The sequence below is a fragment of the Brevundimonas sp. UBA7664 genome, from assembly GCF_002483305.1.
Lineage (GTDB): Bacteria > Pseudomonadota > Alphaproteobacteria > Caulobacterales > Caulobacteraceae > Brevundimonas.
The window spans coordinates 51,944-64,792 of record NZ_DLHQ01000050.1 but is presented as its reverse complement, the minus strand read 5'-3'; the positions used below and the strand labels follow the sequence as shown (position 1 = coordinate 64,792).

At 69.2% G+C, this 12,849-nt stretch carries 12 protein-coding genes; all 12 read left to right on the top strand.

Annotation, left to right across the window (positions count from 1 at the left end; all coding sequences use genetic code 11):
• Positions 1-17: 17 nt before the first annotated feature.
• The 12 genes from B2742_RS11960 to hisIE all read left to right on the top strand — a co-directional run bounded on the left by B2742_RS11960 (position 18) and on the right by hisIE (position 12,736).
• A complete protein-coding gene (locus B2742_RS11960; RefSeq protein ID WP_292066546.1) occupies positions 18-968 on the top strand; it encodes a LysR family transcriptional regulator in 951 nt (316 codons plus the stop codon).
• 351 nt (positions 969-1,319) lie between these two features.
• Positions 1,320-3,101, top strand: a complete 1,782-nt coding sequence (locus tag B2742_RS11955; protein WP_292066544.1) for an FAD-dependent oxidoreductase — start codon at positions 1,320-1,322, stop codon at positions 3,099-3,101.
• The gene (locus B2742_RS11950) at positions 3,098-4,936 is read left to right on the top strand and encodes a 2-oxoacid:acceptor oxidoreductase subunit alpha (protein ID WP_292066542.1); all 1,839 of its coding nucleotides are present in this window, start codon (positions 3,098-3,100) and stop codon (positions 4,934-4,936) included. Before B2742_RS11955 ends, B2742_RS11950 begins: the two co-directional genes overlap by 4 nt.
• Complete coding sequence (locus B2742_RS11945; protein ID WP_292066540.1) at positions 4,933-5,988, top strand: 2-oxoacid:ferredoxin oxidoreductase subunit beta; 1,056 nt, start codon at positions 4,933-4,935, stop codon at positions 5,986-5,988. Before B2742_RS11950 ends, B2742_RS11945 begins: the two co-directional genes overlap by 4 nt.
• A 75-nt stretch (positions 5,989-6,063) precedes the next feature.
• Positions 6,064-6,381, top strand: coding sequence for a YerC/YecD family TrpR-related protein (locus tag B2742_RS11940; RefSeq protein WP_292066539.1), 318 nt, complete (start codon positions 6,064-6,066; stop codon positions 6,379-6,381).
• 10 nt (positions 6,382-6,391) lie between these two features.
• Positions 6,392-7,273, top strand: a complete 882-nt coding sequence (gene hisG, locus B2742_RS11935; protein WP_292066537.1) for an ATP phosphoribosyltransferase — start codon at positions 6,392-6,394, stop codon at positions 7,271-7,273.
• A complete protein-coding gene (gene hisD, locus B2742_RS11930) occupies positions 7,273-8,580 on the top strand; it encodes a histidinol dehydrogenase (protein WP_292066535.1) in 1,308 nt (435 codons plus the stop codon). The genes hisG and hisD overlap by 1 nt, the downstream gene beginning before the upstream one ends.
• Positions 8,577-10,013 carry an imidazoleglycerol-phosphate dehydratase HisB gene (gene hisB / locus B2742_RS11925; protein ID WP_292066533.1) on the top strand — a complete coding sequence of 479 codons (1,437 nt, stop codon included), beginning with the start codon at positions 8,577-8,579 and terminating at the stop codon, positions 10,011-10,013. The genes hisD and hisB overlap by 4 nt, the downstream gene beginning before the upstream one ends.
• Positions 10,010-10,612, top strand: a complete 603-nt coding sequence (gene hisH, locus B2742_RS11920) for an imidazole glycerol phosphate synthase subunit HisH (RefSeq protein ID WP_292066532.1) — start codon at positions 10,010-10,012, stop codon at positions 10,610-10,612. Before hisB ends, hisH begins: the two co-directional genes overlap by 4 nt.
• Positions 10,609-11,334 carry a 1-(5-phosphoribosyl)-5-[(5-phosphoribosylamino)methylideneamino]imidazole-4-carboxamide isomerase gene (gene hisA, locus B2742_RS11915; RefSeq protein WP_292066530.1) on the top strand — a complete coding sequence of 242 codons (726 nt, stop codon included), beginning with the start codon at positions 10,609-10,611 and terminating at the stop codon, positions 11,332-11,334. The genes hisH and hisA overlap by 4 nt, the downstream gene beginning before the upstream one ends.
• Positions 11,331-12,098, top strand: a complete 768-nt coding sequence (hisF, locus tag B2742_RS11910) for an imidazole glycerol phosphate synthase subunit HisF (protein ID WP_292066529.1) — start codon at positions 11,331-11,333, stop codon at positions 12,096-12,098. The genes hisA and hisF overlap by 4 nt, the downstream gene beginning before the upstream one ends.
• Positions 12,095-12,736: a bifunctional phosphoribosyl-AMP cyclohydrolase/phosphoribosyl-ATP diphosphatase HisIE gene (hisIE, locus tag B2742_RS11905; protein WP_292066527.1), complete on the top strand. Its 642-nt coding sequence runs from the start codon at positions 12,095-12,097 to the stop codon at positions 12,734-12,736. The genes hisF and hisIE overlap by 4 nt, the downstream gene beginning before the upstream one ends.
• Positions 12,737-12,849 lie beyond the last annotated feature (113 nt).

Below are 12,849 nucleotides of genomic sequence, written 5' to 3'. Positions count from 1 at the left end.
AGATCGTCGCTATACCCATGCGTGGACCGGCAGGGATTGCAGGGAAATGGATTCAGGCCATACAGATCTGCATGGAATGGCGATCAGTAAACTTCGACTGGAACAGGGCCCGAGCCTTCCTGGTCACGGCCGAGGAGGGGTCGCTGACGGCGGCGGCGCGCGCCCTCGGTCTCACCCAGCCCACGCTCAGCCGCCAGGTCGAGGCCCTGGAGGCAGAGCTCAGCCTGGTGCTGTTCGAACGCATCGGTCGTGGGCTGGTGCTCACCCCGGCCGGTCTTGAACTTCTGGAGCATGTCCGAGGCATGGGCGAGGCGGCGACCCGTCTGTCGATCGCCGCTTCCGGTCAGTCGCAGTCGCTCGACGGGCCGATCTGCATCACGGCGAGCGAGGCCTATTCCGCCTTTCTGCTTCCGCCGATCATTGCCAGACTGCGCAAGGCGCATCCCGGCCTGGAGGTGGAGATCGTCGCGTCGAACGCGTCATCGGATCTGCGTCGCCGCGAAGCCGACATCGCCATCCGCAATGTCGCTTCGACCCAGCAGGAGCTGATCGCCAGAAAGATCCGGGACGACAAGGCCTACATGTATGCTTCCCGGTCCTACCTGGACACGCTCGGCCCACTGCAGTCGCTTGACGATCTGAGGGTCGCCGACTTCCTCGGTTTCGCCAGCACCGATGTGCTGATGAAGGCGCTGAACGCCGTCGGCGTGGGCGTCACCCGCAGGAATTTTCCGGTGATCTGTGACAACCACCTCGTCCAGTGGGAGTTCGTGAAGAACGGCGCGGGCATTGGCCTGATTACGGAGGACATCGGTGACGCCGAGCCTCTGGTGCGCCGGGTGATGCCCTCGATGGCGCCCTTTATCGTGCCCATGTGGCTTGTCGCCCATCGAGAGTTGAACACCAGCGCGCGGATGCGCACGGTGTTTGACTTTCTGGCTCTCGAGCTCTCGCGCCGCAGGGGGTGATCAGGACGTACCGGCCGCGCCCGCTCCCGGGCGCCGGAGCGTTCGAACAGGCCCATGTGACCATGACCCGCGGCATCCATGTCGGGGACCGGCCCGATGCGGCGGAGCGGATCGCGGCACAGCGGACCGCACAACGCGAGCCGAACGGGCTTAGCGTTCCCGTCGCCGGGCCCGGCGACGGGCACAGGTTGCCGCTGGACGGGCGGCGCCCCCGGACGTACTGATTGAGACTACGGGCGCGGTCTGAATGGTCGCTCGAGCTTCTGTTGCGTGCGTAGGGCGAGCGGTCCTGTGTATTCGGACAGCTCTTCCCACCCAGGCGCGGGAGCGGGGGAAGAGGAGTTCCACGCGTTGGAGTCCACGAACACCGAGGCGCCGGATTATTTCCACAAGGTCGTCGATTGCCAGTGGGCCTGTCCGGCCCATACGCCCGTTCCCGAATACATCCGGCTGATCGCCCAAGGGCGCCACGCCGACGCCTATATGGTCAACTGGAAGTCCAACGTCTTCCCCGGCATCCTCGGGCGGACCTGCGACCGCCCGTGCGAGCCCGCCTGTCGCCGAGGGCGGGTCGAGGACGAGCCGGTGGCCATTTGCCGGCTCAAGCGCGTCGCCGCCGACAACAAGGGCGATGTCGCCGCCCGCATGCCGGTCGCGCCGCTCAACCGGATCGGCAAGAAGATCGCCTGCATCGGCGCGGGTCCGGCCTCGATGACCGTGGCGCGGGACCTCGCCCCACTCGGCTATCACGTGGTCGTCTATGACGCGGACGCCAAATCGGGTGGCATGATCCGGAGCCAGATCCCGCGGTTTCGCCTGCCCGAAAGCGTGATCGACGAGGAGATGGGCTACATCACCGGCCTTGGCCTGGAGATGCGGCTGGGCGAGCGTATCGACAGCCTGGGCGCGCTGCTCAAGGAAGACTACGACGCTGTCTTCGTCGGCACCGGGGCGCCCCGCGGACGCGATCTGGACGTGCCGGGCCGACGGGAAGCCGCCGCCAATATCCACATCGGCATCGACTGGCTTTCGAGCGTCTCGTTCGGCCATATCGAGAAGATCGGCCGGCGGGTGATCGTTCTGGGCGGCGGCAACACCGCCATGGACTGTTGCCGCACCGCCCGCCGCCTCGGCGGCGAGGACGTCAAGGTCGTCGTGCGCTCCGGGTTCGAGGAGATGAAGGCCTCGCCCTGGGAGAAGACGGACGCGACGCACGAGGGCATCCCGATCCTCAACTTTCTCGTCCCCAAGGCCTTCACCCATGCCGACGGCCAGTTGACCGGGGTCACCTTCGAGAAGGTCACGCCGGTGATCGACGACAAGGGCCGCCGCACACTGAAACCAACCGGTGCCCCGGATCAGCACATCGAATGCGACGACGTGCTGGTGGCCATCGGTCAGGAGAACGCCTTCCCCTGGATCGAGCGCGATATCGGTCTGGAGTTCGATGAATGGGGCATGCCCGTCGTCAATGAGACCACGCTTCAATCGACCAACGACAAGGTCTTCTTCGGCGGCGACGCGGCGTTCGGGCCCAAGAACATCATCTGGGCCGTGGCCCATGGTCACGACGCGGCGATCTCGATCGACCATTTCTGCCGCGGCAATGACGTGCGCCTCAGACCGCCGCCCGGCGTGCTGGTCTCATCCCAGAAGATGGGCATCCACGAGTGGAGCTATGACAACGACATCTCCGACGATGATCGCCAGATCGTGCCCCAGCTGCCGATCGCCGAAGCCTTGGGAAATGTGAAGGCCGAGGTAGAGCTGGGCTTCGACGCCGCCCTCGCCCTGGCCGAAGCCCAGCGCTGCCTGAACTGCGACGTCCAGACGGTGTTCACCACGCCGCTGTGCATCGAATGCGACGCCTGCGTCGACATCTGTCCGACCGACTGCATCACCTTCACCGTCAATGGCGAGGAAGAGGACCTGCGCCCCCGCCTCAAGGCGCCGGCCCTGAACCTGACCCAGGACCTCTACATTTCCGGCGCCCTGCCCACGGGACGGGTGCTGGTGAAGGACGAGGACGTCTGCCTGCACTGCGGCCTGTGCGCCGAGCGCTGCCCGACGGGGGCCTGGGACATGCAGAAGGTCATCATCGAGATGACCCACGCCGGCGGGTGCTCGAAATGACGGGGCCGACCCGGGCGGTGAACGACTTCGTGGTGAAGTTCGCCAACGTCAACGGCTCGGGCTCGGCCAGCGCCAACGGCCTGTTCGTCAAGGCCATCCTGCGGATGGGCGTGGCCGTGGCCGCGAGGAACATCTTCCCGTCGAACATTCAGGGGCTGCCGACCTGGTACGAGATCCGGGTGAGCGGCCACGGCTGGCTCGGCCGGCGCGGCGGCGTCGACCTGATGGTCGCCATGAATCCCCAGACCTGGGACCGCGACGTCGCCGAGATCGATCCCGGCGGCTACCTGTTCTACGATTCCACCAAGCCGATGCCGCCGAGCCGGTTCCGCGATGACATCACCGTCGTCGGCGTCCCTCTGACGGCCCTGTGCAACGCCGCCTACGTCGAGCCGTCCAAGCGCAAGGTGATGAAGAACATCATCTGCCTGGGCGCCCTGACCTTCCTGCTCGGCATCGAGCAGGAGGTGGTCGAAAGCCTGTTGGCCGAGGCCTACGCCTCGAAGCCGGCGATGATCCCGGCCAATATCGAGGCCCTGCACATCGGCTTCGACCACGCGAAACAGACCCTCCAACCGCTCGGACTGCAGCTGGAGCGGGCCAATGCGGTGGGCGACCGGATCTTCGTCGACGGCAACACCGCGGCGGCGCTCGGCGCAGTCTACGGCGGGGCCACGGTCTGCGCCTGGTACCCCATCACGCCGTCGACCTCGCTGGCGGAAGCCTTCACGGACTACTGTGGCAAGCTGCGTCACGATCCGGAAACCGGGCAAGCCCGCTACGCCATCGTCCAGGCGGAGGACGAAATCGCCTCGATCGGCATGGTCGTCGGCGCCGGCTGGAACGGCGCGCGCGCCTTCACCTGCACTTCGGGGCCAGGCGTCTCGCTGATGCAGGAATTCATCGGCCTGTCCTATTTCGCCGAGATTCCCGCGGTGATCTTCGACGTCCAGCGCGGCGGACCGTCCACAGGCATGCCGACCCGCACCCAGCAGTCGGACATTCTGTCGGCCGCCTACGCCAGCCACGGGGACACCAAACACGTCCTGCTGCTGCCCGAAGGTCCCGGCGAATGCTTCGAAATGGGCGCCCAGGCCTTCGATCTGGCCGACCGGCTCCAGACCATGGTCTTCGTCATGCTCGACCTCGACATGGGCATGAACGAATGGCTGGTCGAACCCTTCCGGTGGGACGACAGCCGCCGCCTCGACCACGGCAAGGTCATGACCGCCGAGATGCTCGAGGCGGGCGCGGACTTCGGCCGCTACAAGGATGTCGACGGCGACGGCATCCCGTTCCGCACCCTGCCGGCGACGCATCCGTCGAAGGGCGCCTATTTCACCCGCGGCACCTCCCGCGATCCCTATGCCCGCTACAGCGAGGAGGGGTCCGTCTATGTCGACAACATGGAACGGTTGCTGCGCAAGTTCGAGACCGCCAGAACGCTCGTACCCGCGCCGATCCTGCGCAGGGCCCCGAAACAGACCTCCTTCGGCGTGATCTATTACGGCTCGACCTCACCGGCGATGGACGAGGCCCTGGCGGGTCTGGAATCACAGGGCCTGAACGTGGACGCCCTGCGCGTCCGCGCCTTCCCCTTCCCCGGCGAGGTGTTCGACTTCATCGCCCATCACGAACTGGTCTTCGTGGTCGAGCAGAATCGCGACGCCCAGCTTCGCACCCTGTTGATCAACGAGGGCGGGGTCGATCCGGCCCGTCTGGTCAAGGTGCTCAACTACGACGGCTCGCCGATCACCGCGCGGTTCATCCAGTCCGAGCTCGCCCGGGGGATGGGCGCGGTCGACGCCCTTGCGGCCGGGGAGATGGCGCAATGACCTACATCGTCAAGCCACAGTTCCATCATCCCTCCCTGCCGACCAACGCGCTCGGCTTCACGCGCCGCGACTACGAGGGCCGGGTCTCGACCCTGTGCGCGGGCTGCGGCCACGACTCGATCAGCGCCGCCATCGTCCAGGCCTGTTTCGAGATTGATCTGGAGCCCCATCGCCTCGCCAAGCTGTCGGGGATCGGCTGCTCGTCCAAGACGCCGGACTATTTCCTCAGCGCCAGCCACGGCTTCAACACCGTGCACGGACGGATGCCCTCTGTCCTGACCGGCGCCAATCTGGCCAATCGCGAGCTGATCTATCTGGGCGTCTCCGGCGACGGCGACAGCGCCTCGATCGGTCTGGGCCAGTTCGCCCACGCCATGCGGCGCGGGGTCAACATGGCCTATATCGTCGAGAACAACGGGGTGTACGGCCTGACCAAGGGCCAGTTCTCCGCCACCGCCGACAAGGGCAGCAAGTCCAAGAAGGGCGTGGTCAATTCCGACAGCGGGATCGACCTGGTCGCCATGGCCCTGCAACTGGGCGCCACCTTCGTCGGCCGCAGCTTCTCCGGCGACAAGGACCAGTTGGTCCCCCTGATCAAGGCGGCCCTGACCCACAAGGGTGCGGCCTTCATCGACGTGCTCAGCCCCTGCGTGGCGTTCAACAACCACAAGGGTTCGACCAAGAGCTTCGACTGGGTGCGCGAGCACAATGAGGCGGTCAACCGGCTGGACGTGATCCTCGGCCGCGTACCCGTCACCGCCGCCTACGCGCCCGGCTCTCTGGTGGAAGTCGCCCAGCACGACGGCTCGATCCTGATGCTGCGCAAGGTGGCCCAGGACTACGACGCGACGGACCGGGTCAAGGCCATGGCCTATCTGCACGAACGACAGGCCGTCGGTGAGATCGTCACCGGCCTGCTCTATGTCGACCCCGAGTCGGAAGATCTGCATGACGCGCTGGCGACGGTCGCCCGGCCGCTCAACGCCCTGTCCGACGCCGAGCTGACCCCGGGCGCGGCGGCCCTCGACCGGATCAACGCGGCGCTGCGTTAATCTTCGGAGCCCATTGCAGCACCGCGAGATTTATCCGCTTGACCGTTCCAGCGTTACACCATAGTGGAACGCGCCATGACCGATACCCTCCCCCGCAACGCCGCCGCCACGGCCAACAGCCGCGTCGCCCTCTATGACGCCCTGTTGTCGCTGAACACGCGGGACGAGGTCGACGCCTTCCTGGCCGACCTGTGCACCCCGTCCGAGGTGCGGGCCTTCGCCGAGCGCTGGGAGGTCGCCCGCCTGCTCGACGCCGGCGGGAAGTCCTATCGCGAGATCGCCGCCGAGGCCCAGGCCAGCCCGACCACCGTCGTGCGGGTCGCCCGCTTCCTGAAAGAGATGCCGCATCAGGGCTACCGCCTGGTGCTGGACCGTCTGAACCCGAAAGTCTGAGTACCCCGTCATGAGCACTGTCCAGGGGCGGCTGCGTATCGCCGTCCAGAAATCCGGCCGCCTGTCCGACCGCAGCCTCGACCTCGTCCGCGACGCGGGCCTGCGCGTGGTCAAGGGCAACAACGACCTGCTCTATCGGGTGGAAAACTACCCGATCGACCTGTTGCGCGTCCGCGACGACGACATTCCCACATTCGTCGCAGACGGCGTCTGCGACCTCGGCATCGTCGGCGAGAATGTGCTGGAGGAGGTCCGCAACGGCGGCCCGACGGCCGAGGTGCTGATGCCGCTGGGCTTCGGCCGTTGCACCCTCAAGATCGCCATCCCCCCGACCCTGGCCTACGACGGCCCGGCCTCGCTGGACGGTCTGCGCATCGCCACCTCCTATCCGAAAATCCTGCGCCGCTATCTGGATGCGCAGGGCGTCTCCGCCGACATCGTCACCATGCGCGGCGCGGTCGAGGTGGCGCCCCGGTTGAAGCTCGCCTCCGCTATCTGCGACCTGGTCTCGACCGGCGCGACGCTGGAGGCCAACGGCTTGGCGGCGAAGGAGACGGTGCTGGACAGCCAGGCGGTGCTGATCAAATCGCCCGTCGCGCCCGAGGCCGGCCTGCAGCACCTGCTGGACAGCATCGTCGAGCGCATGGCCGGGGTGGTGTCCTCGCAGGGCGCCAAATACGTCATGCTGAACGCCCCCCGTTCGGCCCTGGCCGAAATCACCGCCATCCTGCCCGGCGCCGGCGCGCCAACGGTTATGCCCCTGTCCGGCCGCGACGACGCCGTCGCTGTCCACGCCGTCTGTCAGGAGGCCGTCTTCTGGGAGACGCTGGAACGGCTCAAGGCCGCCGGCGCCTCGGCCATCCTCGTCCTTCCGATCGAGAAGATGATGTGATGCGACGTATCGACTGGAGCACCCTCGACGCCGCCGGCCGCCTTGAGGCCCTGGCCCGTCCCCGCCGCCGCACCGAGTCGCGCGTGACCGATACGGTGCGCGAGATCATGGACGACGTCCGCGCGCGCGGCGGCGCTGCCGTGACCGACTGGAGCCTGAAACTGGACGGCGCCGCACCGCGCCGGCTGGAGCTGACGCCCGACCGCGTCGCTGCCGCCCGCGACGCCCTGCGGCCCGCCGACACCCGGTCCATCCGCATGGCGGCCGAGAACATCCGCATCTTCCACGAGGCCACACGACCGGAGGACACCCCCGACGTCGAGATCATTCCCGGCGTCCGCTCACGCCTCGTCTGGCGTCCCCTGCGCTCGGCGGGCCTCTATGTCCCCGGCGGTTCGGCGCCGCTGTTCTCGTCCCTGTTGATGCTGGCCATCCCCGCCGGTGTCGCCGGAGTCGGCCGCCGCATCGCCGTCACCCCGCCCTCGGCCGCGGGCGAGCCGCACCCGGCGATGATCTTCGCCGCGGCCGAGGCCGGACTCGATGCGCTCTGGCTGATCGGCGGCGCCCAGGCCATCGCCGCCCTGACCTTCGGCGCCGAACTGGACGACGGCGTCATCGAACCCTGCGACAAGCTGTTCGGCCCCGGCAACGCCTGGGTCGCCGAGGCCAAGAAGCAGGCGTCGAACCTGCCCGGCGGCCCCGCCGTCGACATGCCCGCCGGTCCGTCCGAACTGCTGGTCATCGCCGACCGTGACGCCGACCCTGAAATCGCCGCCGCCGACCTGCTCAGCCAGGCCGAGCACGACGCCGACGCCCAGGTCATCCTCGTCTCTGTAAGCCGGGCCAACATCGACGCCATCCTCGCCGAGGTGGAGCAGCAACTCGCGACCCTGCCCCGGGCCGACATCGCCCGAGCCTCCCTCGCCGAAGGCCGCGCCATCCGCGTCCGCGACGTCGCCGAGGCCTGCGAGGTCGCCAACCTCTATGCGCCGGAGCACCTCGCCCTGCAGACCGTGGACGCCGACAAACTGGTTAGCCGCATCTCCGCCGCCGGGGCCGTCTTCGTCGGCGGCTTCGCGGCCGAGACCCTCGGCGACTACGCCGCCGGCCCCAGCCACGTCCTGCCCACCGACGGCGCCGCGCGCACCATGGGCGGCGTCACCACGGCCAGCTTCATGACCACCATGTCGGTCCAGGTCGTGACCGAGGCCGGGGCCGCCGCCCTCGCGCCCGTCGCCGCCCGCCTCGCCCGGCTGGAGGGACTGGAAGCCCACGCCCGCGCCGCGGATCTGAGGACCGGCGCATGAACAACCTGCCCGCCCCCTTCCCCCCGTTGGTCGCCGGCGGCGACGGCCTCGACCGATATCCGGCCGAGCCGCGCGCGCTGGCCGCCCGCATGGCCCAGATCTATGGCGTGAGCGCCGAAAGCGTTCTGCCGGTCCGCGGCCTGACCCACGGCCTCGAGTTGGTCTTCCGCCTCGCCGCCCGTGACGGACAGCGCGTCGAGGCCCCCGACGCCGAGCCGTATCGCGCCCTCGCCGCCCTCTACGCTCCGCCCGCCGCCGGCGCGGCGACCGGTGTCGTCATCCTCCGCGCCCTCGGCTCGCCCGAGGCGGTGGCCGAAATGGCCGAACGGGTCGCCCCGGCGTTGCTGGTCATCGATGAAGGCATGGCCGAGTTCGCGGACGCCCCATCGGCCACGACCGTCCTCCAGGACCACGCCAACCTGATCGTCCTGCGTAGCCTCTCGCTCGCATATGGCCTGGCCGGCGCCCGCGTCGGCGCCGCCCTCGGCCAGCCGGAAACGCTCGCCCGTCTCGCCTCTGTGCTTGAGCCCTACGCCCTGCCCGAGGTCTCCATCCGCCTCGCCCTGCAGGCGCTTGACCCCTCGCGGATGATGGAGACGACGGCGCGCATCGCCCTCGTCCGGTCCGAGCGCGAGCGGCTGAGCAAGGCACTCTCCCGCGACATGAAGATCGAGCCTGGCTTCGGCCCCGTGATCATGGCCCGGCCCACCGACCCGGACGCCGTCCTCACCGCGCTCGCCCGGTTCGGCCTCGCCGCCGAACGCGCCGGCGACCGGCTGCGACTGCCCGTCTCCGCCAGGGCCGGGGTCAACGACCGGCTCCTCGCCGCCCTCGGTCTCGGCGCGGCATCCGGCCGTGTCCACCGCACTGGCGAGGCCGTCCGCGACACGAAGGAGACCCGCATCGTCTGCGCCGTCGACCTCGACGCGACCGGCCCGGTCTCCATCGCCACCGGCGTTGGCTTCTTCGACCACATGCTGGAGCAGGTCGCCGCCCACGGCGGCTTCTCCCTGCGGCTGGCCTGTGAGGGCGACCTGCACACCGACCCGCACCACACCATTGAGGACTCGGCCATCGCCCTCGGCCAGGCCCTGAAGCAGGCGCTCGGCGAACGCCGCGGCATCGCCCGCTACGGCTTCGTCCTGCCCATGGATGAGGCCAACGCCAGCGTCTCCATCGACCTCTCCGGCCGACCCTTCCCGGTTTTCGAGGGGACCTTCTCGACCCCCTTCATCGGCGACTACCGCACCGATCTGACGGCCCACGTCTTCCGCTCGCTGGCCGAAGCCATGGGCGCGGCCGTCCATGTCTCGGTCACCGGCGACGACGACCACCACAAGACGGAGGCCGTCTACAAGGCCTTTGGCCGCGCCCTGCGTCAGGCCATCCGCATCGAGGGCGACGCCGTGCCCAGCACCAAGGGCGTGCTGTGACCGAGGTCACCGTCCTCGCCTACGGCGCCGGCAACACCGCCTCGGTCCGGTTCGCCCTGGAGCGGCTGGGCGCGATCGTCCGCCTGACCGACGACCCTCTGGCGGTCACGGAAGCCGAACGGCTGATCCTGCCGGGCGTGGGCGCGGCCGCCTACGCCATGGCCCGGCTGACCGCGCTCGGCCTCGTCGAACCGATCCGCGCCTTCCCGCGTCCCCTGCTCGGCGTCTGCCTCGGCCAGCAGCTGTTGTTCGAGACCAGCGAGGAGGGCGAGCCCATCCCCCTGCTCGGCCTGATCCCCGGCGCCGTCCGTCGGCTGGAGCCCGGCAAGGGCCTGACCGTGCCGCACATGGGCTGGTCGCGCCTGACGGCCGATCGGGGCGATCCCCTGCTCGAAGGGATCGAAGACGGCGCATACGCCTATTTCGTCCACGGCTTCGTCTGCCCGGACGGCTCGGCGACCCTTGCCCGCGCCGACTACGGCGGCCCGGTGCCCGCCATGGTCCGCAGCGCCAACCGCTGGGGCTGCCAGTTTCACCCCGAGCGCTCCGCCGCCGCCGGCGCCCGCATCCTGCGCAATTTCCTGGAGCTTCCCGCGTGATCGTCTATCCCGCCATCGACCTGAAAGACGGGATCTGCGTGCGGCTGATGCACGGCCGGTTCGACGCCGTCACCCGCTACGATGACCAGCCCGCCGCCCGCCTCGCCGCCTTCGCGGCCGCCGGCGCGACCTGGGCCCACATCGTCGACCTCGACGGCGCCGAAGCCGGGCGCGCGGTCCAGCACGCCCTCATCGGCGACCTCGCCCGCGCCATCGACATCCGCATCCAGTCCGGCGGCGGGGTCCGCTCCGCCGACGATGTCGCCGCCCTGATCGACGCCGGTGTCGCCCGGGTCGTGGTCGGATCTCTCGCTGTGTCACAGCCGGAGACCGTGGCCGACTGGCTGCGCCGGTTCGGTCCGGATCGCATCACCCTGGCCATCGACGTCAAGGCCGACGGCGACCGCTGGGTCCCGGCCCTCAAGGGCTGGACCGAGGCGGCGGGGGTCGATCTGTGGACCGCCCTGGACCGTTATCCGCCCACCCTCGCGCGCCACCTGCTGGTCACCGACGTCGGCCGCGACGGCGCGCTGACCGGCCCCAACCTCGACCTGCTGGGCGAGATCATCCGCCGCCGTCCCGATCTGAAGGTCCAGGCCTCCGGCGGTGTGGCCACGGTCGCCGACCTGACCGCCGCCGCCGCCCTCGGCTGCGACGGAGCCATTGTCGGCCGCGCCCTCTACGAGAACCGCTTTACGCTCGAAGAAGCGCTCGCGGCATGACGGCCCGCCGCATCATCCCCTGTCTCGACGTCAAGGACGGCCGGGTGGTCAAGGGCGTCCGCTTCCAGGGCCACGCGGACATGGGCGACGCCGCCGAGCTCGCCGCCCGTTACCGCGATCAGGGCGCGGATGAACTAGTCTTCTATGACATCACCGCCAGCCCCGAGGGCCGCACGCTCGACTACGGCTGGGTCCGTAACATCGCCCGCCTGCTCGACATCCCCTTCAGCGTCGCCGGCGGCATCCGCTCGGTCGATCAGGCCGCCCGCTGCCTCGACCACGGCGCCGACAAGGTCTCGATCAACTCCCCCGCCCTCGAACGCCCGGACCTGATCGGCGAAATGGCCGAACGCCTCGGCAGCCAGTGCGTGGTCGTCGGCGTCGACTCCAAACGCGCCGGAGACGACTGGCTGGTGCACCAGTACACCGGCGACCCGACCGCCAGCCGCGGGGCCGGCCGCCGCACCCTTGATTGGATCGTCGAGGCCCAGGCCCTCGGCGCCGGCGAGGTCGTGCTCAACTGCATGGACGAGGACGGCGTCCGTCGCGGCTATGACATCGCCCAGCTCGCCGCCGCCCGCGCCCGTCTGACCATCCCGCTGGTCGCCTCGGGCGGCGCCGGCGCGGCCTCGCATTTCCGCGATGTGTTCGAACAGGCCGACGTCTCCGGCGCCCTCGCCGCCAGCGTCTTCCACACCGGGGCCCTGGCCATTCCCGATCTCAAGGCGTTCCTTTCGGACGCCGGACAGGAAATGAGACTGTGATCGATTCCGACCAACTCGACTTCGCCAAGGGCCAGGGCCTGATCCCCGTCGTCGTCCAGGACGCCGGCACCCTGCAGGTCCTGACCCTGGCCTATATGGATCGCGCCGCCCTCGACGAGACGATCGCCTCCGGTGAAGCCACCTTCTTCTCCCGCTCGCGCGGCCGCCGCTGGCGCAAGGGCGAGACCTCGGGCGACCGGCTTCACGTCGTATCGATCACCCCCGACTGCGACGCCGATGCGCTGGTCCTGAAGGTCCGTCCCGTCGGCAACGCCTGCCACCTGAACCGCATCAGCTGTTTCGGCGAGGAGGATGCGCCGGGTCTCGGTCGACTCGCCCGGCTGGAGGCGACCATCGCCGAACGCGCCGCCGCGGACCCGGCTGAAAGCTGGACCGCCCGCCTGCTGGCGCAAGGCCCGAAGCGCGCCGCCCAGAAGGTGGGGGAGGAGGGCGTGGAAGTCGCCCTCGCAGGCGCGGCCGGGGATGTGGCGGAGCTGACGGAGGAGGCGGCGGATCTCATCTACCACCTGCTCGTCCTGCTGCGTTCCAGGGACCTCGCCTTCGCCCGGGTTCTGGACGTTCTGAGGGATCGAGCAAATCGTGCAGGGATCAAGGCCGCCAGGGTCAGCGAAACCTGACCGCATGGGCGATCTGATCGAGGCGCTGGTGCAGTAGCGCCCGGATTGAGCGGTTGGGCCGACGCCGGTGGGTGACGCCGCGGCGCAGGTGGTGTTCAACAGTGGGTGACCCA

Coding starts and splice junctions, on each gene's coding strand:
- hisB (WP_292066533.1), top strand. CDS start 8,577: ATGAACAACCTGCCCGCCCCCTTCCCCCCGTTGGTCGCCGGCGGCGAC.
- B2742_RS11960 (WP_292066546.1), top strand. CDS start 18: ATGCGTGGACCGGCAGGGATTGCAGGGAAATGGATTCAGGCCATACAG.
- hisF (WP_292066529.1), top strand. CDS start 11,331: ATGACGGCCCGCCGCATCATCCCCTGTCTCGACGTCAAGGACGGCCGG.
- B2742_RS11950 (WP_292066542.1), top strand. CDS start 3,098: ATGACGGGGCCGACCCGGGCGGTGAACGACTTCGTGGTGAAGTTCGCC.
- hisG (WP_292066537.1), top strand. CDS start 6,392: ATGAGCACTGTCCAGGGGCGGCTGCGTATCGCCGTCCAGAAATCCGGC.
- hisD (WP_292066535.1), top strand. CDS start 7,273: ATGCGACGTATCGACTGGAGCACCCTCGACGCCGCCGGCCGCCTTGAG.
- B2742_RS11940 (WP_292066539.1), top strand. CDS start 6,064: ATGACCGATACCCTCCCCCGCAACGCCGCCGCCACGGCCAACAGCCGC.
- B2742_RS11945 (WP_292066540.1), top strand. CDS start 4,933: ATGACCTACATCGTCAAGCCACAGTTCCATCATCCCTCCCTGCCGACC.